The sequence below is a fragment of the Kitasatospora sp. GP82 genome (genome assembly GCF_029892105.1).
In the GTDB taxonomy this organism is placed as follows: Bacteria; Actinomycetota; Actinomycetes; order Streptomycetales; family Streptomycetaceae; genus Kitasatospora.
The window spans coordinates 234,576-252,207 of record NZ_JARZAJ010000005.1 but is presented as its reverse complement, the minus strand read 5'-3'; the positions used below and the strand labels follow the sequence as shown (position 1 = coordinate 252,207).

The window sequence follows — 17,632 nt, the reverse complement described above, 5'->3', positions numbered from 1 at the left end:
TCAGCGTCGGCGCTGGGATCCGACCTTGGTCGCGGCCTTGCGCAGCCGTTTGGCGAGCGCCTTGTCCCGGGCCCTCAGGTGTCGCCCCGCCGCTTCCAGGACGGCGCCGGTGGCGGGGTGGTCGCAGCGCCACAGATCGTCGGCTGCCTGCTCCAGAAGTGCCAGCACCAAGTCCCCTTCCTGGTCCAGGAATGCGGCAAGCGCCTCGTCGGCGACGCCGAGCGGACCCCACAGATGGTCGACGAGCCCCCAGAGTTGGAGTTCCGGACCGTGCCCTTCGGGGATCTCGCCCCGGCTGGCCAGCGTGATCGCCGCGGCCTGGGCGCAGCCGGGGACCTGGGAGGCTGCGGCCTTGCGCAGAACAGTGAGCGCTCTGGGTTCGTCGAGTTCGGCCAGCACCGGTGCCGCGCTCAGGCGACGGAGGGCCGCGTCGGCTTCCAGTCCGGCGCAGGAGTCGATGAGTTGGACTGCGGCCGGACCCTGGCCCCGATAGCTGATCCATCCGGCGATCTCGGCACGGGCGGCGTCCTGGTCGTAGTCGAGCAGGGCCTCCAGCAGTGTCGGGGCGTCGGCGTCGGCCAGTTCGCCGATCAGCGGAGCGGGAACTCCTTCGGCGAGCAGGTATTCGCGCAGGCCGTGGCGTCCCAGTGGGGTGAGCCTGAGCCGGTTCCCGGGCAGGGGAGTGCCGTCGCTGCCCTCAGAGGTCCCCTTGATGCCGAGGATGTCGAGCAGGATGTGGTCGCGCTCCCGGCGGGTCTCCGGGCCGACTTCGACCTCCGCTGCCTGGTACTCGGCGAGGACCATGGCCGCTTGGTCGAGGATCTGCAGGAGGAGCAGTTCGACCAGTCGCGCCTCCTGCTTGGGGAGGCCCTCGCGGAGTGCGGCGACGAGCAGTTCCGTGCCCAGCCATTCGCCGTCGGGAACCTCGTACAGTGCCCGCAGTACCGTCGCGGCCAAGCCGTCGCCGTCCTCGCTCTGCATGCCGAGTGCGGCCAGCAGCACCGGGGGCAGGCCGAGGGTTTCGAGGTCGTCCAGGCCGTCGAGTTCGTCGCCGATTGCCTGACACCAGAACTCCACGACTCCCTCGTCTCCTGCCGTGGCGGGCAGGTCGGCACCGGGGCGTGCGGTGCTGGCGCTGATCTCCACCAGGTCCGCGTACAGGGCGAGTTGCCAGGGGCTGTCGAGGCAGGGGAGGTCGCCGGAGCTGCGCAGGCGGGCCAGCCGTTTGTCGCGCTCCGCGGGTGCGAGTGCGCTCAGCTCGTCGTCCTGGGACCACAGTTCGAGCTCCTGTACGGCCAGGCGGCCCAGTGCGGGCTTGAGCACGCCTCGGGACGTGACGGCTCGTCCGCCCTGGCACCAGTGGGCCAGGCGGAGCGTGGAGGCGATCAGCGGCACCTGGCGTGCGGCTGCGGCGAGCTCCGCGAGGGGTGCCAGGGAGACAGGGCGCACCGGGACGAACTCCACGTCAAGGTCCTCGTCGTCGTGGATCTCCCCGCAGGAGCAGCGCCGCCCGCCGGTGGCGGCCTTGGCCAGCCTGGGTGCCGGGGTGGCCGTGGACGGCCGCGGGTTCATTTCGGCCAGATCCAGGTCCAGGGCCTCGCGGTCGAAGGCGGCGGGGTCGAACCCCTCCTCGCGCAGCGTTTCGACCAGCTCGGTCCACGGCTCGGGGGCCGGTGCGGTGCGGTCCGCGACGGCGTCGAGTACGGCCCGCAGTCCCCAGGCGCCGCCGGTGTCCTCGGCGTAGGGCATCGCGCGGCGGCCGCCGGTGCAGTGGACGCGCCGGTCGCCGGTGGCCGCGGGGAGGGTCTTCTCCAGGGTGATCAGGTGCCGCCAGTCGTCGCCGAAGTCGTAGGTGTACTCCAGCCGTCCGCCCACGTAGGGCAGTAGCTCGGCCACAGACGCGGACTCCTCGTCGAAGTCGCGGCTGGGATCGCGGTCCAACGGTGCGTCAAAGTCGACGAATCGGCGGCCGGAGCCGGGTTCGGCGAAGGAGTGCAGGTGCGAGTCGTCCCAGCCGAAGCAGGCCTGGACGATGTCGTGCAGGCAGCCGAGCGAGGTGTCGGCCGGCAGAGTGACCCGGCGCCAGATCGGCGGGCTGGTGTCCCGCAGGGCGATCTTCAGTTGGTAGGTGGGCACGGGCTCGGCGCTCACGGTGAAAGGGACCCCTCGAGACGGAGACGGCTTCCGGCACCGGTGCGGGGCGGCGGCCGAACATGTGCCGCAGCCGTCTGCGGTGGGTACCGGCGCCATCTTCTCGCACTGCGCCGAGTGGGCGAAGCCGCTCTTGACACGTCCTGCGCACCCGTGCGTATGGCCTTGGCCCGCCGAGGGCCGCGACGCCCAACTGCGCCTGGGTCAGGACGGGCTGTGCTACCCGTACACCAAGGACCGAGGCACCTGGTGGCCGGCCGGACCACCGGACGCAGACCCCGCCGTCGTCCTGACCGCCCTTCTCGAACCATGACCTGCTGCTCTCGGAGCACGCCGCCCTCGGCGGCCGAGCCGGGCCGCCCGTCCCGCACTGGGCGCCAGGTTGGTGGAACCCAGCTTCGCTGCAGCGGGTGCCAGGGCGTCCTCCATGGCGTGCGTGGCTCCCGACCTCGACAGTGGGCGGGCACACGCGGGCCAGCATCGCCTTGAACCGGGCTTGCCCTCGTCCGGTGTGCATGCCCACCGGACGATGATCGCTCCTTTTCGGGCGGCTCGGCGCTCTCATGCTCGGCGCATCCCCTGACGTCAGCTCCGCCGATCCGGCGTCAGCCGCTCGCGAGGGCGGTCTGCCTGACCCGGCGGTTGATGAAGGTGGCCAGCAGCCGGAGTAGTTGCTGTACTTTCGTGCCGCCAACGCGCCAGAGGCCCTAAACGACAAGTGGCTCAAGCTCCACAACGCCGCCAAGGCCGGCCCGGTGGCCACCGGCACGCCCACCATGGAGCAGTACCTCGCCTTCTGGCTGAAGGAGGAGGTCGAGGTCAACCTCAAGCCGCTCACTGCGGCGACCTACGAGACGGCCGTGCGCCTGTACATCGGGCCGTTCCTCGGCTCCAAGCGGGTCGACAAGCTCAGCGTCCGCGACGTGCGCGAGTGGCTGAACAGGCTCGGCACGACCTGCCAGTGCTGTGCCCAGGGCAAGGACGAGCGCCGCCCCAAGGAGCGGCGGAAGTGCTGCGCGATCGGCAGGTGCTGCGAGCAGGTCCTGTCCAAGCGCTCCGTCGCCGACGCCCGCACCGTGCTCCGCAGCGCGCGCTCACCTACGCGATCAGCGAGGAGATGATCTCGCGCAACGTCGCCCAGCTCGTCAAGATGGCGAAGCCGCGCAGCCGCAAGGTCGTCCCGTGGTCGGTCGAGGAGGCCAGCCGCTTCCTGGAGTCGGCCCGCACCGCGCGCGACCCGCTGTACGGCGCGTATGTGATGATCCTGGTCCTCGGTCTGCGCAAGGGCGAAGTGCTCGGCCTGTGCTGGTCGGACGTCATGCTGGACCGGGGCGAGATCCCCGTCCAGCAGCAGCTCCAGCGCGTGCGCCGCCGACTGCTGCACTCCGAGGTCAAGACCGATGCTTCGGAGTCGATGCTCCCGCTGCCCGAGATCTGCCGCGCGGCGCTGCTGCTGCGTCAGAAGCGCCGCGCGGCCGACAAGCTGGCCGCTGGCGAGCTGTGGACCGACTCCGACCTCGTGTTCACCACCCGCTGCGGGACGCCGATCGAGCCGCGCAACTTCAACCGCTTCGAGTTCCGCTGCAGGAGGCGGGCTTGCCGCTGGGTTCAGCGATAGGCGCCGAGGAAGGCCTCGACGCCGGCGGTGGCGTAGCGGTCGAGTTCGTCCTGTGTGTGCTGGGGGCTGCCGTGGAACATGGCTTTGTTCACGGGGATCCAGAGCAGCAGGCCGGAGAAGTGGTTGGCGGCCAGCAGCGGATCGTCGATCCGGAGCAGTTCCTCGTCGGCGAGATGTTGGAAGGTTGCCGCCAGGGTGGCGAGGACTCGTTCGAAGCCCCGCTCGTACCAGGCGGCCCCTAGCTCGGGGAAGGTGTCGGCGTTGGCGATGATCAGGCGCCGCAGCTGGAGTACCTGCGGTTGGGTGAGGGCGGCCAGGAACTGGCGGGCGAGCCGGGTGAGGTTCTCCTCCAGTCGATCGGCGTCAGCCGGGATGTCGGCCACCAGGTCGACCATGGCGTCGACCCGGTCGGTGGTGGCCAGGACGATCTCGGCGAACAGCTTCTCCTTGTCGGCGAAGTGCTTGTAGACGGTCTGCTTGGAGACCGCGGCCAGCTTCGCGATGTCGTCCATGCTGGTTCCCGAGTAGCCCTTGTCCATGAACGCCTGAGTTGCGGCGTCCATGATCGCCCTGTGTTTGCGGGCCGATCGGCTCTCATCGCGCGCTTCCATGACGGCTCCTAGTCAGTACTGGACAGTCTAGTTCTTGTGGGTTTACTGTATCGCTCAGCGCCAACGAGTACCACACCGTCTAGTTCTTTCCTGGGGGGGGAAGACACCGATGACCCACACCATCGAAGCTCCGATCACCACTGCCGTGCCGGTATCGACCTGGCCGACAACCCGCGCCCTTGTGACCGGCGGCATCGTGGCAGGCCCGCTGTTCCTGGGCCTGGGCGTGACCCAGGGGCTGACGCGTGACGGCTTCGACTTCACCCGCAACGCGATCAGCCAGCTCAGCCTCGGCGGCCTCGGCTGGATCCAGGTGACCAGCTTCCTGCTGACCGGCGTACTGGTCATCGCCGGCGCGGTCGGGATGCGCCGTGCGCTGCGAGACACACCCGGCGGGATGTGGGCACCCCGGCTGATCGGCGTCTTCGGCGCCTCGTTCTTGCTCGCCGCGGTGTTCACCGCCGACCCCGGTGGCGGCTTTCCCGCTGGTGCCCCCGATACCCACGCCGCCTCACTGAGCTGGCACGGCAGCATCCACATGCTCAGCGGCACGGTGGGCTACCTCGCCCTGTGCGCGGCCTTCCTCGTTCTGGCCCGCCACTTTGCCGCCCACCAGTACCGTGGATGGGCCCTCAGCTCCCGCCTCATGCCCCTCGGCGTCCTCACGGGTTTCGCAGCCTCCTCCGCCACCGTCCTGGCCTTCACCGCCGGCGCCGGCCTCGGCCTCCTGTGGCTCACCGCAGTCACCGCCCGCTTGATCAAGGCGTAGGCAACACTCCGCAAGCGCTACCGACAGCATCACGAATCAAGAGACAAGGACATCGCGATGACCACTCCGGCAAAGGGCCCCGCCAGCTACTTCCCCTCGATCGAGAAGAAGTACGGCCGCTCGATCGCGCACTGGAAGGACCTCGTCCGCACCTCGCCCCTGACCAAGCACATGGAGCTCGTCACGTGGCTCAAGACCGAGCACGGACTCGGCCACGGACACGCCAACGCGCTCGTCGCCCACACTCTCGCCGAAGACAGCGGCCAGTAACCCGGACATGCGCGCCGTGGGACCTCAAGCAGGTCCCACGGCGCGGCCGCAGTGCTGTCACCTCTCGTGAACATCGAACACGACACGGGGAGGACGCCGCCCGAAGCGATGAGCAACTGCTGTCGAAACTGGTGAACAGAGCCATCCCCGAGACTCGAGCAGTCGGCACGGGCCAGTGGCAGCAGCTGACTGGTCGTCACGCTGGCTGAGCGTTGCAGCCGGACCATGCCCCAGATCACATCGCGTCGTCGGCGGGAGGGCCCGGCTCGCCCACACTTCTTCGGCAAGCGTTGCTGGCGGTCGGGGACGGCCGGGGCGGTTGCTGTACTTTCGTGCTGGCAAAACGTCAGAGGCCCTATCGGATCTATCCGATAGGGCCTCTGACCTGGGTCGGGGTGGCGGGATTTGAACCCACGGCCTCTTCGTCCCGAACGAAGCGCGCTACCAAGCTGCGCCACACCCCGGTCTTTCCTTTGTTGCTTCCGTCTCCGTCGCAACGAGTAGAACTCTACCGGACGAGTGCCGAGAGGCGAAATCCGTTCCTCCGGCGGTGGCGGAGCAGGGCGGCGAGGGGTGTGGCGGGGCGGTTCAGGCGCGGGGGGTCAGGGTGAGCAGGGTGGCCTCGGGCGGGCAGGCGAAGCGGATGGGGGTGTAGCGGTTGGTGCCGCAGCCGGCCGAGACGTGCAGGTAGGAGCGGTGGCCGCCGGCCTGGTGGGTGGACAGGCCCTTGACCCGGTCGGTGTCGAGATCGCAGTTGGTGACGAGGGCGCCGTAGAAGGGGACGCAGAGCTGTCCGCCGTGGGTGTGGCCCGCGAGGATCAGCGGGTAGCGGTCGGCGGCGAAGGCGTCGAGTACCCGCAGATACGGCGCGTGCACCACGGCGAGCGAGAGGTCGGCGTCGGCGGAGGGGCCGCCGGAGACCTCCGCGTAGCGGTCGCGGCGGATGTGCGGGTCGTCCAGGCCGGTGAACTCGATGTCCAGCCCGGCCAGCTTCAGCCGGCCGCGGGTGTTGGTGAGGTTGAGCCAGCCCGCCGCGTCGAAGCCGTCCCGGAGCTTCTCCCACTCGATGTGGACGGCGCCGGTGACACCGCGCCGCCCGGAGCCGTCGGGGTTGTTCAGCCCGTGGACGCCGGTGCGCAGCGCCTGCAGATAGCGGGCGGGGTTCTTCTTGGCGGGGCCGTAGTAGTCGTTGGAGCCGAAGACGTACACGCCGGGGAACTCCATCAGCGGCCCGAGGGCGTCCAGCGTGGCCGGGATGCCGTCCGGGTCGGAGAGGTTGTCGCCGGTATTGACGACCAGGTCAGGCTGGAGCGCGGCCAGGCTCTGCAGCCACTGCTGCTTCTTCCGCTGCCCGCTGACCATGTGGATGTCGGAGACCTGTAGGACCCGTATCGGCCGTGCACCCTCCGGCAGGATCGGGACCTCGACTCGGCGCAGGCGGAACGAGCGGACCTCGTAGCCGACGGAGTAGACGAGGCAGGCGGCGCCGGTGGCGGCGATTCCGAGGGGGACGGAGTACAGCGGTCGCATCGGTCCATGGTCGCAGACGTCGAAAGCGCATGTGAACGGGCCGTTCCCCGAGCCCTTTGCCCGGCCTGCCCCGGTGGGGAGGCGGATCTGACGATCAGTCGGGCAGGTGGACGCCGATCACCGTGCCGAGGTCCGGCGCCAGGACAGTTCGACGGTGTGCCGCCCGGTGCGCCGTCGCCAGTGCAGCCGGGCCGGGCCACCCCCGGTGCCGCGGGGGCCGGGTCGGGAGCTCGGTGAAGTCGTCGATCACCAGGACACTGCCGGGCGAGCGCAGTCGGCCGGGATCTGCGGCCTCGCCGCCGGTGGCGCTGTCCTTGGCCCGACCTCCGCCGTCGAGCACGCACGCGTCGTAGACGACGACGAAGGCCATGGTTCAGTCCAGCCCCAGCTCCCGGTCGAGCCGCGTGAGTTCGTCGGCTGCGTCCTTGCGCTTGCGGTCATCCGCGCGCTGGTAAGCCACCAGGTCGTCGAAACGAACCCTTCGGTGGCGGCCGACGAGCCGGAACGGGATCTCGCCTCGCTCCAGGAGCCCGATCAGGTAGGGACGAGAGACGTTCAGCATCTCCGCAGCCACCTGGGTCGAGACCTCGGCATTGACCGGGAGCAGTTGGACGCCTTGGCCGCCCGCCAGGGCAGCGAGGATCGCAGCGAACATCTCCACCGTCGGCCGAGGGAGTACCAGGACGTCGCCACCGGTCTCGGTGTGGATCCGCACGTCTTCATCGGGCCGGGTGGTGTGAGCCAGGTAGTCCTTGAGTCTCCGCAGCGCTCTGGCCGCCGACTCGGCGTCGACTGCGCCCGGAGCGATCTTCCGGCCCTCGGCGATCGATGTCATCAGTGGTCCTCCCTCTCTAAGTGGAGTATTCGCAATATTCGAAGCATTCGCAAGATGCTTCACTCGCGCGGTGGACAGCGTCAGGGGCTCCTGCACGGGCACGCCAAAATTCGGCAGCGAGAGGAGATTCCACCTGCGAAGATTCAGGAATGAAGACGCTCAAGGAGCAGCTGCAGGAGGACCTCACGGCTGCGATCAAGGCCCGGGACGAGCTGCGCTCGTCCACGATCCGGCTGACGCTGGCCGCCGTCACCAGTGAGGAGGTGGCGGGCAAGACCAAGCGTGAGCTGTCGGACGACGAGGTGCTGAAGGTGATCGCCCGGGAGGCGAAGAAGCGCCGGGAGGCCGCCGAGGCTTTCGAGACGGCAGGCCGGGCCGAGTCGGCGGCGCAGGAGCGCGCCGAGGGCGAGGTGCTGGCCCAGTACCTGCCGAAGCAGCTCAGCGACGAGGAGCTGACCGCCATCGTGGCCGCTGCCGTGGCGGAGAGCGGGGCGACCGGGCCGCAGGGCATGGGCGCGGTGATGAAGCTGGTGCGTCCGAAGGTCGAGGGCGTCGCCGAGGGCGGCCGGGTGGCTGCCGCGGTGAAGGCCGCGCTGGGCTGATCAACGCTTCCCGGCCGGGCCGGGGACTTTTCAGGGGCCGAGGCCCTGCAAGGCCAGGGGCCATCCCTGGGGTCTCTTCGGAGCAGGACGCGACACGACGAAGGGGTGCCCCTCAGCAGAGGGGCACCCCTTCGTCGTGTCGCCGCTGTCAGTGGTGGCCGGGCTTGCCCGGCTTGCCACCGGTGGTGCCGCCGGTGATCACGCCCGGCGGCAGGGTGAAGCCGCCGTTGATCAGGCCGGTGGTGTTGTCGCCCGGGGTGGCGCCGCCGTTCGCGGCCGTCCCGTCGCCGGCGGGCGGGGCGGGGGTGCCGGCCGGGGCGCCGGCGGGGTCGGGGATCGAGACCAGCTGGAAGGTGCTCTTCGGGGTGCCGGCCACCGCGTCGTTCATGGCCATCTGCCAGATCGGCCCGGGGCCGTCGGAGCCGTAGACGGAGGAGAAGTACTCGCCGCCGATCCTGATGTTGCGCATGGAGACGTTGCCGCCGGGGCCGCCGAGCCAGACGGCGGTGGCGATGTCGGGGGTGTAGCCGTTGAACCAGGCCGCGTAGCGGTTGTCGGTGGTACCGGTCTTACCGGCGAACTCGCGGCCGTCGTTGATCTTGATGTTGGCCGCAGTGCCCTTCTCGGTCACCGTCTTCAGCAGGGTGTTGACCCCGTCGGCGGTGGACTCGGACATCGCCTGGGTGCAGTTGGCCGGGGGGACGGCCATCTTCTTGCCGTCGGCGGCGACCACCGAGCTGATCGCGATCGGGTCGCAGTACAGGCCGCGGGCGGCGAAGGCGGCGTAGACGGCGGCCATCCGCATGGGGCTGACCTCGACCGCGCCGAGGATCGTGGACGGCTGCTGGATCAGCGGCTTGCCGCTGGCGAGGGTCTTGATGCCCAGCTTGTTGACCATCTGCTTCATCGGGCAGAGGCCGACCTGCTGGCCGAGCTCGACGAAGTAGGTGTTGACCGACCTGGCCATCGCCTCCTTCATCCCGAACGGCCCGACCTCCGACTTGTTCTCGTTCTCGACCGTGGATCCGTCGGACTTCCAGCTGCCGTCACAGGTGGTCATGGTCGGGTAGGGGATCTGGAACTCGGAGGGGTACTGCTGGGTGAGCGGGATGCCCGACTCCAGCGCCGCCGCGGCCAGGATCGGCTTGAAGGTCGAGCCGGGGGAGAAGCCGTTGCCGCCGCCCATGGCCGCGTCGACGTTGAGGTTGACGACCGTCTGGTGCTGCTTGTCGTCCAGGCCGTAGGGCCGGGTCTGGGCCATCGCCAGGATCTCGCCGGTGCCCGGCTTGATCATGGTCATCGCGGCCGAGACGTCGTCCGTCGGGTTCACCTTGGTGGTGACCGCCTTGTACGCCGCCGCCTGCTTGTCCGGGTCGATGGTGGTGTAGATCTTCAGGCCGCCCTGGCTCCAGAGCTTCTGCCGGTCGGCCTGGGTCTTGCCGAAGACCGGGTCCATCTTCACCACGTGCCGCACGTAGTCGCAGAAGAAGCCCATCCCCGCCTGGGCGGTGATGCAGCCGTTGAGCGGCTCCTTGTACTTGATGCCGAGCGGCGCCGCCAGCGCGTCCTTGGCCTCCTGGGGGCTGATGTGCTTGTACTCCAGGAGCTTGTTGATCACCGTGTTGCGGCGGATCTGCGCGGCCTGCGGGTGCAGGACCGGGTCGTACGCCGTCGGGTTCTGCACCAGGCCGGCCAGCATCGCGGCCTCGGGGATGGTCAGGTCCTTGGCGCTCTTGCTGAAGTAGCGGCCGGCTGCCGCCTCGACGCCGTAGGCCTGGTGGCCGTAGAAGGTGATGTTCAGGTAGTTGGTGAGGATCTGATCCTTGCTCAGGTCCTCCTCCAGCTTGATGGCGTACTTCAGCTCCTGGATCTTGCGACCCATGCTCTTCCTGGTGGCGTCCAGGAAGGCGGCCTGGTCGTCACCGGCCTTCTCCACGTTGACGTTCTTCACGTACTGCTGGGTCAGCGTGGAGGCGCCCTGGGCGGCGGAGCCGGACTCGGCGTTCTTGCCGGCCGCGCGGAGGATGCCCTTGAGGTCGATGGCGCCGTGCTCGAAGAAGCGGTTGTCCTCGATGTCGACCTGGGCCTGCCGCATGATCGGGGCCATCTGGTCCTTGGTGAGGACGGTGCGGTCCCGGTCGAAGACCTTGGCGATCACGCCGCCCTTGGCGTCGTAGATGTACGAGGCCTGGGAGAGCGGCGGTGTCTTGAAGTCGTCCGGGATGTTGTTGAAGCTCTCGGCGGTGTCCTTGGCGGTGAGCCCGAGTGCGCCGACGGCGGGCAGTGCCATGCCCGCGACCAGCAGTCCGGCCAGCACACTGGTGCCCAGGAACTTGAGTCCGAGGCCGGCCTTGTCGACGGGGGATCCCGAGGGTCGCTGAGGTGCCATGGGGAAACACTACGTTGCCAAATCCCGGGCACGGGGGCAGGTGTTCGCCTAGGCTTGTCACAAGACTGCGACAGCTTCGCTCTGTTCATCGCCATCACTCTTGTGAGTGATGAGCTTTGCCCGAATCGCCCCGGTTTGAGGTGGGATGGATCGGGCCCTGTCGGCGATCTCATGGCGGAGCGTGACGAGAGTGGTCCGGGAGTCCCTGGCAAGCCCCGCGACCTGCGATCACTCCAACGAGTGAGATGTCAGATACCCATAGTCCGATCGGGTCATTTGAGATTGGGCACGTAGGGGCTGTTGCACTCTGTCGTTCTTCCGTAACGTCCTCAACTGGCAACGGTGAATATGCCGTTGCCGCCGTGGGGGAGCCCCGATTCGGGAGAGGACGGCGCCGGCATGGGCTGGGTGGACGACTGGAGTGCGCAGGCTGCCTGCCGCACGAGTGATCCGGACGAGCTGTTTGTTCAGGGGGCAGCACAGAATCGCGCCAAGGCGGTGTGCAGCGGGTGCCCCGTGCGCACCGAGTGCCTCGCGGACGCGCTCGACAACCGGGTCGAGTTCGGCGTGTGGGGCGGGATGACGGAGCGCGAGCGCAGGGCGCTGCTGCGCCGTCGGCCGACGGTGATGTCCTGGCGCAGGCTGCTGGAGACGGCGCGTACGGAGTACGAGGAGTCCCTTGCGACCGGTGTGATCCTCACCGACTACGCGCAGGCGGGCTGAGCACAGCCGGGCGCAGCCGAGTTGGGCGCAGCCCGGTCGGACGCCGGTGGGCCGAACACGGCCGGGCCGCTGGGTGCAGGCGGGTTGAGTACAGCCAGGGGGTGGCTCACTCCGTCCCGCCGAGGCGTTCGCCGATGGCGCGCAGGCCGTCCAGATCGTGCACATCGCCCGGCAGCGCGCCGACTTCCACGATCGGCACGTCCGGGTACACCGACACGAAGCGGTCCCTGGTACGTCGTTCCCGGTCCATGATCTGCATCCGTTCGGCGTGCAGTCGCAGCAGCCCGGCAGCCAGCGTCTCCGCAGCTGCCGAGGAGTTCGGCGAGCCGTTCTCCTCCAGCGCCTCGGCCGCCGCGAGTGCGCGCTCCGCCGTGAGCTGCGGCACACCCGTACCGTGCACCCGGTTGATGACCAGGCCGGCCAGCGGCATCTCGTCCGCCGCGAGCCGGTCCACGAAGTAGGCCGCCTCGCGCAGCGCGTCCCGTTCGGGTGCCGCGACCACCAGGAAGGCCGTGCCCGGTGCCTTGAGCAGCTGGTACGTACGGTCGGCCCGCTCGCGGAAGCCGCCGAACATCGAGTCCATGGCGCCGACGAAGGTCTGAACGTCCGTCAGCAGCTGAGTACCGAAGATCTTCCCGAGTGTGCCGGTCAGCAGGCCCATACCGACGTTCAGGAACTTCATCGCGCTTCGCCCGCCGACCTTGGCCGGTGCGGTCAGCAGCCGGATCACCCTGCCGTCCAGGAAGGAGCCGAGGCGGTTCGGCGCGTCCAGGAAGTCCAGCGCTGAGCGGGACGGCGGGGTGTCCACCACGATCAGGTCCCACTCGTCGGCCGCCCGCAGCTGGCCGAGCTTCTCCATCGCCATGTACTCCTGCGTACCGGCGAAACCGGCCGACAGGGACTGGTAGAAGGGGTTCTCCAGGATCGCCTTCGCCCGCTCGGGCTCGGCATGGGCCAGCACGACCTCGTCGAAGGTCCGCTTCATGTCGAGCATCATGGCGTGCAGTTGGCCCGGGCCGACCGATCCCTTGACCACCCGAGGGGTGTTGTCCAGCTCGCTCAGCCCCATCGACTGGGCGAGTCTGCGGGCCGGGTCGATGGTCAGCACGACCACCTTCCGGCCGCGTTCGGCCGCCCGGAGTCCGATCGCGGCGGCGGTCGTGGTCTTGCCGACGCCGCCGGAGCCGCAGCACACCACGATCCGGGTCTTCGGGTTGTCGATCAGTGCGTCGATCTCCAGCAGTGCCGTCATGCCGCCCCCTGTCGCTTCAGCTCGCCCGCCAGCCGGTACAGCCCGCCGAGGTCCACGCCCTCACCGAGCAAGGGCAGTTCGTACGTCGGCAGCCGGAGCTGCTGAAGTGCCGCCCGCTGCTCGCGCTCCAGCTCGACCCGCTCGGCGTGCTCGCGGGCCTGCGCCAACAGCGGGTCCAGCAGCGGCTCGACCGCCGTGCGGACCGTCTCCGCCGTCCGTGAGCGACCTCCGAGCCCGGCCTCGCCGAGGGCAAGGGCGACCTCCTCGCGGTGGTCCCCGTCCACCGCCGCCACGGCGGCGGCATCCAGGATCGGCGGACGGACCATGTTCACCAGGACGCCGCCCACCGGCAGCTGTGCGTCGTGCAGTTCGGTGACGCCGTCCACCGTCTCCTGCACCGGCATCTCCTCCAGCAGGGTCACCAGGTGCACCGCCGTCTCCGGCGACCTGAGCACCCGCATCACCGCCTGGGCCTGACCGTGGATCGGCCCGATCCTGGCCAGCCCGGCGACCTCGGAGTTGACGTTCAGGAACCTGGTGATCCGTCCGGTCGGCGGCGCGTCCATCACGATCGCGTCGTAGGCCCGGCGCCCGTCCGGTCCCTTGCGGCGGGCCGCCTCGCAGGCCTTGCCGGTCAGCAGGACGTCCCGGACGCCCGGCGCGATGGTGGTCGCGAAGTCCACGAACCCGACCTTCTGCAGAGCCTTTCCGGCCCGGCCGAGCTTGTAGAACATGTCCAGGTATTCGAGCAGCGCCTGCTCGGTGTCGATGGCCAGCGCGAAGATCTCCCCGGAGCCCTTGCCCGGCAGTCCGAGCTGGGCCGGGGTGACGGCGGCGATCTTCCGTTCCTGGTACGGCAGTGCGGCGATCCCGAACAGCTCGGCGATGCCCTGACGGCCCTCCACCTCGATCAGCAGCGTCCGGCCGCCCTCGGCGGCCAGGGCGATCGCGAGCGCGGCGGCCAGCGTGGTCTTTCCCGTCCCACCCTTACCGCTGACGACGTGCAGTCTCACGCCCTCCCAGTCCGGGCCGTTCGCCGGGCCAAGGCCGCGCTCCCCGTCCGGGCCGCTCGCTCCGAGGCTCTCCTGCGGGGTCTCCTCGGGGGTGGGTCGGTCCGCTGGGCCGGGGGTGCTCGCCACGCTCCGTCTCCGTCCGTCCGTTGGCCGGCACCGGGAGGTGCCCTTCCCGCGAGGGTAACCAGCAGCGGCGCCCGATGCCCGGAGCACCCTGGCACCCCCGGGGATTCATGCCCTCTTTGTGCTTCACATCACATCGGCGGCGCGGGGTGCGCGGGCGCGGTGCGTACCGCGTCGGTCCTGGGCCGCTCCTCGTCTAGAGTCAGCGCCATGACCAAGTGGGAATACGTCACCGTGCCGCTGCTCGTGCACGCCACCAAGCAGATCCTCGACACCTGGGGCGAGGACGGCTGGGAGCTCGTCCAGGTCGTTCCGGGGCCGAACAACCCCGAGCAGCTGGTTGCCTACCTCAAGCGGGAGAAGAGCTGATGAGCAAGGTTGAGGAGAAGCTGGCCGAGCTCGGTCTGACCGTCCCCGAGGTGGCGCCGCCGGTGGCCGCGTACGTCCCGGCGGTCCGCTCGGGCGAGTACGTGTTCACCTCCGGCCAGCTGCCGATGGTCGCGGGCAAGCTGGAGCACACCGGCAAGGTCGGCGCCGAGGTGACCCCGGAGCAGGCCAAGGCGCTCGCGCAGATCTGCGCGCTCAACGCGCTGGCCGCCGTGAAGTCCGTGATCGGTGACCTGGACCGGATCGAGCAGGTCGTCAAGGTGGTCGGCTTCGTCGCCTCCGCCCCCGACTTCACCGGCCAGCCCGGCGTCGTCAACGGCGCCAGCGAGCTGCTCGGCGAGGCGCTCGGCGCGGCCGGTGTGCACGCCCGCAGCGCGGTCGGCGTAGCGGTGCTGCCGCTGGACGCCCCGGTCGAGGTCGAGATCCAGGTCCGGGTCAAGGCCGGCGCCTGATCCGACGGATGCGGTTGGCCGGGGTTGGGCTCTGTCCAACCCCGGCCCCGCACGCTTAGCATCCGGACATGGATCATCGAGCACCGTCGCTCCCGATGCCGCCGTCCTGGCCTGCCCGGATCCGCGCAGTCGAGTCCGGCGAGCTGAGCCCGCCCGTGCCCAAGCCGTCCGCCACGGTGGTACTGCTGCGCGACGGGGCCGAGGGCCCGCAGGCGTACCTGCTGCGCCGCCGCACCTCGATGGCCTTCGCGGGCGGGATGTACGCCTACCCGGGCGGCGGCGTGGACCCCCGGGACGCCGAGGCCGAGCTGGGCTGGGCAGGGCCTTCCCCGAAGGAGTGGGGCGAGCGGCTCGGCGTGGATGCGGGGACCGCGCAGGCGGTGGTCTGCGCGGCGGTCCGGGAGACCTTCGAGGAGGCCGGTGTCCTGCTGGCGGGACCCGACCCGCACGGCACCGCCGAACCGCGGGACTGGTCCGCCGAACGGGCCGCCCTGGAGGCGCACGAGCTCTCCTTCGCCGACTTCCTGCGGGCGCACAGCCTGGTCCTGCGCAGCGATCTGCTGGGCGCCTGGGCCCGCTGGGTCACCCCGGCCTTCGAGGAACGCCGGTACGACACCTGGTTCTTCGTCGCCGCACTGCCGGCCGACCAGCAGGCAGCGGTCCAGGTCGGCGAGGCCGACCGGGTCGCCTGGCTGTCGCCCGCCGAGGCCGTCGAGGGCCACGCGGAGGGCCGCTACGGCATGCTGCCGCCGACCGTGACGGTGCTGCGCGAGCTGCTGCCGGTCCGTACGGCGGCCGAGGCACTCGCGGCGGCCGCGCACCGCAGGATCGAACCCGTCCTAGGCCGTGCCACGGTGGCCGGTGACCGCCTGACGGTGCGATGGTCTGGGTACGAGGAGCTGACCATCGACGGCCACTTCCCGCCGTGACCGCGACGACCGCAGGCACCTGCCGCTCCGCCTGCACCTGCCGTACTGCCCGACTCTCCCGTACCGTCCGCACCTGTTCTGCGCTCTCAGGAAGGAACCTCGCCCGATGAACCACGACGATGTGGCTCTGCGCCCGGCACACGCCCTGTCCGGCGGTGACCGGCTCGTCCGTCCGATCCCGGCCCGTACGCCGGTCGGCCGGTACGACGTACCGGCCGACGAGTGCGGCAAGCGCCCGCTGGTGCGCCCCCTTCCCTCGCGCACGCTGATCCGGATCAGCGAGGGCGGCCGGTGAGCGGTCTTCTCCCGGGTGACCCCGCCGCCACCATCGGCGGTGAGGCCACCCCCCGGGCACTCTGCGTCCTGGCGCCCAACCCGTCGCCGATGACCCTGGACGGGACCAACACCTGGCTGCTCTCCGAGCCCGGCTCCGAGCTCGCGGTCGTGGTCGATCCCGGCCCGCTGGACGAGGGCCACCTGCGCCGGGTCGTCGACGCCGCCGAGAGCCGGGGCAAGCGGATCGCCCTCACCCTGCTCACCCACGGCCACCACGACCATGCCGAGGGCGCCGCCCGCTTCGCCGAGCTGACCGGCACCGAGGTCCGCGCCCTGGACCCCGACCGCCGGCTCGGTACCGAGGGCCTGCACGGTGGCCAGGTGCTCGACATCGGCGGCCTGGAGCTGCGGGTGCTCGCCACCCCCGGCCACACCTCCGACTCGCTGACCTTCCACCTGCCCGCCGACGGTGCCATCGTCACCGGCGACACGGTGCTCGGCCGGGGCACCACGATGGTCGCCCACCCCGACGGAAGGCTCGGCGACTACCTGGACTCGCTGCGCCGGCTGCACACCATGGCGGCCGAGCACGGCGTACGGACCGTCCTGCCGGGCCACGGCCCGGTGCTCGCGGACGCGCTCGGCGCGGTCGACTACTACCTCGCCCACCGGGCCACCAGGCTCGCCCAGGTGGAGACGGCCGTCGAGGCCGGCTGCCGGACGGCCGCCGAGGTGGTCGCCCGGGTCTACGCGGATGTGGACCGGACGCTGTGGCCGGCCGCCGAGCTGTCGGTGCAGGCACAGCTCAGCTACCTGGAGGACCACGGCCTGATCTGAGGCCCACCTCAGAGCCTCGCGCCGCCAGAGCCGTCCCTCGCCCCGAACTGCATGCCCGAGGGCCCGCGAGCAGTGGAAGCTCACGGGCCCTCGGACGTGGTTCGGATCAGCGGGAGCGGCGGGAGAGGCGCTCGACGTCCATCAGGACGACCGCGCGGGCCTCCAGCTTGAGCCAGCCACGGCCGGCGAAGTCCGCGAGCGCCTTGTTGACCGTCTCGCGGGAGGCGCCGACCAGCTGGGCCAGCTCCTCCTGGGTGAGGTCGTGGGCGACGTGGATGCCCTCCTCGGACTGCACGCCGAAGCGGCGGGAGAGGTCCAGCAGAGCCTTGGCGACGCGGCCGGGGACGTCGGAGAAGACCAGGTCCGACATCACGTCGTTGGTGCGGCGCAGCCGGCGGGCGATGGCGCGCAGCAGCGCGATCGACACCTCGGGGCGGGCGTGCAGCAGCGGCAGCAGGTCGCCGTGGCCGAGGCCGAGCAGCTTGACCTCGGTGAGGGCGGTCGCGGTGGCGGTGCGCGGGCCCGGGTCGAAGAGCGAGAGCTCGCCGATCATCTCGCTGGGGCCGAGTACGGCGAGCATGTTCTCTCGGCCGTCCGGCGAGGCGCGGTGCAGCTTGACCTTGCCTTCGACCACGACGTAGAGCCGGTCGCCCGGATCGCCCTCGTGGAACAGCGACTCGCCACGGGCGAGGGTCACCTCGGTCATGGAAGCGCGCAGCTCAGCGGCCTGGTCGTCGTCGAGAGCCGCGAAGAGCGCGGCACGCCGCAGAACGTCGTCCACGAGCTTCCTCCTGCTGGGTGTGGGGCGGTCTTTCTCGTCAAGACTGCATCACCAAGGATGACGCATGTCGCTCCGATCATATGA

Annotated in this window: 20 protein-coding genes and 1 tRNA gene; 11 read left to right on the top strand and 10 right to left on the bottom strand. The window is 70.2% G+C overall.

The window, feature by feature from the left end:
- A complete protein-coding gene (locus tag P3T39_RS07725; protein WP_280696596.1) occupies window positions 1–2,151 on the bottom strand; it encodes a plasmid pRiA4b ORF-3 family protein in 2,151 nt (716 codons plus the stop codon).
- A gap of 671 nt (window positions 2,152–2,822) precedes the next feature.
- Between P3T39_RS07725 and P3T39_RS07720 the strand changes: the two genes are divergently transcribed.
- Together P3T39_RS07720 and P3T39_RS07715 are read left to right on the top strand one after the other, a co-directional pair.
- Entirely contained in the window at window positions 2,823–3,272 is a 450-nt protein-coding gene (locus P3T39_RS07720; protein WP_280696595.1) for an N-terminal phage integrase SAM-like domain-containing protein, read from the top strand.
- Complete coding sequence (locus P3T39_RS07715) at window positions 3,269–3,769, top strand: hypothetical protein (protein WP_280696594.1); 501 nt, start codon at window positions 3,269–3,271, stop codon at window positions 3,767–3,769. The genes P3T39_RS07720 and P3T39_RS07715 overlap by 4 nt, the downstream gene beginning before the upstream one ends.
- On the opposite strand, the gene P3T39_RS07710 is transcribed toward P3T39_RS07715, so the two are convergent.
- Window positions 3,760–4,380 (bottom strand): TetR/AcrR family transcriptional regulator, encoded by a 621-nt coding sequence (locus P3T39_RS07710; protein ID WP_280696593.1) that lies wholly within the window; start codon window positions 4,378–4,380, stop codon window positions 3,760–3,762. The two genes, P3T39_RS07715 and P3T39_RS07710, sit on opposite strands and share 10 nt — an antisense overlap.
- Before the next feature lie 109 nt (window positions 4,381–4,489).
- Here P3T39_RS07710 and P3T39_RS07705 point away from each other — a divergent pair, with 109 nt between their 5' ends.
- Together P3T39_RS07705 and P3T39_RS07700 are read left to right on the top strand one after the other, a co-directional pair.
- Window positions 4,490–5,149, top strand: a complete 660-nt coding sequence (locus P3T39_RS07705; protein WP_280696592.1) for a DUF998 domain-containing protein — start codon at window positions 4,490–4,492, stop codon at window positions 5,147–5,149.
- Window positions 5,150–5,206: 57 nt separating this feature from the next.
- Window positions 5,207–5,419 carry a DUF4287 domain-containing protein gene (locus tag P3T39_RS07700; RefSeq protein ID WP_280696591.1) on the top strand — a complete coding sequence of 71 codons (213 nt, stop codon included), beginning with the start codon at window positions 5,207–5,209 and terminating at the stop codon, window positions 5,417–5,419.
- Between the two features lie 390 nt (window positions 5,420–5,809).
- Here the strand turns inward: P3T39_RS07700 and P3T39_RS07695 are convergent.
- The 4 genes from P3T39_RS07695 to P3T39_RS07680 form a co-directional block, all read right to left on the bottom strand.
- Window positions 5,810–5,883, bottom strand: a tRNA-Pro gene (locus P3T39_RS07695).
- 124 nt (window positions 5,884–6,007) lie between these two features.
- Window positions 6,008–6,949: a metallophosphoesterase gene (locus tag P3T39_RS07690; RefSeq protein ID WP_280696590.1), complete on the bottom strand. Its 942-nt coding sequence runs from the start codon at window positions 6,947–6,949 to the stop codon at window positions 6,008–6,010.
- A 94-nt stretch (window positions 6,950–7,043) separates the two neighbouring features.
- A complete protein-coding gene (locus P3T39_RS07685; protein WP_280696589.1) occupies window positions 7,044–7,319 on the bottom strand; it encodes a hypothetical protein in 276 nt (91 codons plus the stop codon).
- A gap of 3 nt (window positions 7,320–7,322) precedes the next feature.
- Entirely contained in the window at window positions 7,323–7,784 is a 462-nt protein-coding gene (locus P3T39_RS07680; RefSeq protein WP_280696588.1) for a helix-turn-helix domain-containing protein, read from the bottom strand.
- A 149-nt stretch (window positions 7,785–7,933) separates the two neighbouring features.
- On the opposite strand from P3T39_RS07680, the gene P3T39_RS07675 reads away from it, so the two are divergent.
- Window positions 7,934–8,386 (top strand): GatB/YqeY domain-containing protein, encoded by a 453-nt coding sequence (locus P3T39_RS07675; RefSeq protein ID WP_280696587.1) that lies wholly within the window; start codon window positions 7,934–7,936, stop codon window positions 8,384–8,386.
- Between the two features lie 148 nt (window positions 8,387–8,534).
- Here the strand turns inward: P3T39_RS07675 and P3T39_RS07670 are convergent, their stop codons facing one another.
- Window positions 8,535–10,775 carry a transglycosylase domain-containing protein gene (locus tag P3T39_RS07670; protein ID WP_280696586.1) on the bottom strand — a complete coding sequence of 747 codons (2,241 nt, stop codon included), beginning with the start codon at window positions 10,773–10,775 and terminating at the stop codon, window positions 8,535–8,537.
- 399 nt (window positions 10,776–11,174) lie between these two features.
- Here P3T39_RS07670 and P3T39_RS07665 point away from each other — a divergent pair, with 399 nt between their 5' ends.
- The gene (locus tag P3T39_RS07665) at window positions 11,175–11,498 is read left to right on the top strand and encodes a WhiB family transcriptional regulator (RefSeq protein ID WP_033333275.1); all 324 of its coding nucleotides are present in this window, start codon (window positions 11,175–11,177) and stop codon (window positions 11,496–11,498) included.
- A 106-nt stretch (window positions 11,499–11,604) separates the two neighbouring features.
- Here P3T39_RS07665 and P3T39_RS07660 read toward each other — a convergent pair whose 3' ends face one another.
- Window positions 11,605–12,750, bottom strand: coding sequence for an ArsA family ATPase (locus tag P3T39_RS07660; RefSeq protein WP_280696585.1), 1,146 nt, complete (start codon window positions 12,748–12,750; stop codon window positions 11,605–11,607).
- Window positions 12,747–13,763 (bottom strand): ArsA-related P-loop ATPase, encoded by a 1,017-nt coding sequence (locus P3T39_RS07655; protein ID WP_280696631.1) that lies wholly within the window; start codon window positions 13,761–13,763, stop codon window positions 12,747–12,749. Before P3T39_RS07655 ends, P3T39_RS07660 begins: the two co-directional genes overlap by 4 nt.
- 333 nt (window positions 13,764–14,096) lie before the next feature.
- Between P3T39_RS07655 and P3T39_RS07650 the strand changes: the two genes are divergently transcribed.
- The 5 genes from P3T39_RS07650 (at window position 14,097) to P3T39_RS07630 (ending at window position 16,767) form a co-directional block, all read left to right on the top strand.
- A complete protein-coding gene (locus P3T39_RS07650) occupies window positions 14,097–14,255 on the top strand; it encodes a DUF4177 domain-containing protein (protein WP_095874066.1) in 159 nt (52 codons plus the stop codon).
- Complete coding sequence (locus P3T39_RS07645) at window positions 14,255–14,725, top strand: RidA family protein (RefSeq protein ID WP_280696584.1); 471 nt, start codon at window positions 14,255–14,257, stop codon at window positions 14,723–14,725. Before P3T39_RS07650 ends, P3T39_RS07645 begins: the two co-directional genes overlap by 1 nt.
- A gap of 68 nt (window positions 14,726–14,793) precedes the next feature.
- Complete coding sequence (locus P3T39_RS07640) at window positions 14,794–15,654, top strand: NUDIX domain-containing protein (protein WP_280696583.1); 861 nt, start codon at window positions 14,794–14,796, stop codon at window positions 15,652–15,654.
- Window positions 15,655–15,760: 106 nt separating this feature from the next.
- Window positions 15,761–15,949: a hypothetical protein gene (locus tag P3T39_RS07635; protein WP_280696582.1), complete on the top strand. Its 189-nt coding sequence runs from the start codon at window positions 15,761–15,763 to the stop codon at window positions 15,947–15,949.
- On the top strand, window positions 15,946–16,767 hold the full coding sequence (locus P3T39_RS07630) for an MBL fold metallo-hydrolase (RefSeq protein WP_280696581.1): 822 nt from the start codon (window positions 15,946–15,948) through the stop codon (window positions 16,765–16,767). Before P3T39_RS07635 ends, P3T39_RS07630 begins: the two co-directional genes overlap by 4 nt.
- Window positions 16,768–16,873: 106 nt before the next feature.
- Here the strand turns inward: P3T39_RS07630 and P3T39_RS07625 are convergent, their stop codons facing one another.
- Complete coding sequence (locus P3T39_RS07625; protein WP_045303663.1) at window positions 16,874–17,548, bottom strand: Crp/Fnr family transcriptional regulator; 675 nt, start codon at window positions 17,546–17,548, stop codon at window positions 16,874–16,876.
- Between the last annotated feature and the right edge of the window lie 84 nt (window positions 17,549–17,632).

Bases quoted from the DNA above. Each gene is read 5' to 3' on its own strand.
- P3T39_RS07715 (WP_280696594.1), top strand. From the start codon at position 3,269: ATGATCTCGCGCAACGTCGCCCAGCTCGTCAAGATGGCGAAGCCGCGC.
- P3T39_RS07710 (WP_280696593.1), bottom strand. From the start codon at position 4,380: ATGGAAGCGCGCGATGAGAGCCGATCGGCCCGCAAACACAGGGCGATC.
- P3T39_RS07705 (WP_280696592.1), top strand. From the start codon at position 4,490: ATGACCCACACCATCGAAGCTCCGATCACCACTGCCGTGCCGGTATCG.
- P3T39_RS07700 (WP_280696591.1), top strand. From the start codon at position 5,207: ATGACCACTCCGGCAAAGGGCCCCGCCAGCTACTTCCCCTCGATCGAG.
- P3T39_RS07690 (WP_280696590.1), bottom strand. From the start codon at position 6,949: ATGCGACCGCTGTACTCCGTCCCCCTCGGAATCGCCGCCACCGGCGCC.
- P3T39_RS07685 (WP_280696589.1), bottom strand. From the start codon at position 7,319: ATGGCCTTCGTCGTCGTCTACGACGCGTGCGTGCTCGACGGCGGAGGT.
- P3T39_RS07680 (WP_280696588.1), bottom strand. From the start codon at position 7,784: ATGACATCGATCGCCGAGGGCCGGAAGATCGCTCCGGGCGCAGTCGAC.
- P3T39_RS07675 (WP_280696587.1), top strand. From the start codon at position 7,934: ATGAAGACGCTCAAGGAGCAGCTGCAGGAGGACCTCACGGCTGCGATC.
- P3T39_RS07670 (WP_280696586.1), bottom strand. From the start codon at position 10,775: ATGGCACCTCAGCGACCCTCGGGATCCCCCGTCGACAAGGCCGGCCTC.
- P3T39_RS07665 (WP_033333275.1), top strand. From the start codon at position 11,175: ATGGGCTGGGTGGACGACTGGAGTGCGCAGGCTGCCTGCCGCACGAGT.
- P3T39_RS07660 (WP_280696585.1), bottom strand. From the start codon at position 12,750: ATGACGGCACTGCTGGAGATCGACGCACTGATCGACAACCCGAAGACC.
- P3T39_RS07650 (WP_095874066.1), top strand. From the start codon at position 14,097: ATGACCAAGTGGGAATACGTCACCGTGCCGCTGCTCGTGCACGCCACC.
- P3T39_RS07645 (WP_280696584.1), top strand. From the start codon at position 14,255: ATGAGCAAGGTTGAGGAGAAGCTGGCCGAGCTCGGTCTGACCGTCCCC.
- P3T39_RS07640 (WP_280696583.1), top strand. From the start codon at position 14,794: ATGGATCATCGAGCACCGTCGCTCCCGATGCCGCCGTCCTGGCCTGCC.
- P3T39_RS07635 (WP_280696582.1), top strand. From the start codon at position 15,761: ATGAACCACGACGATGTGGCTCTGCGCCCGGCACACGCCCTGTCCGGC.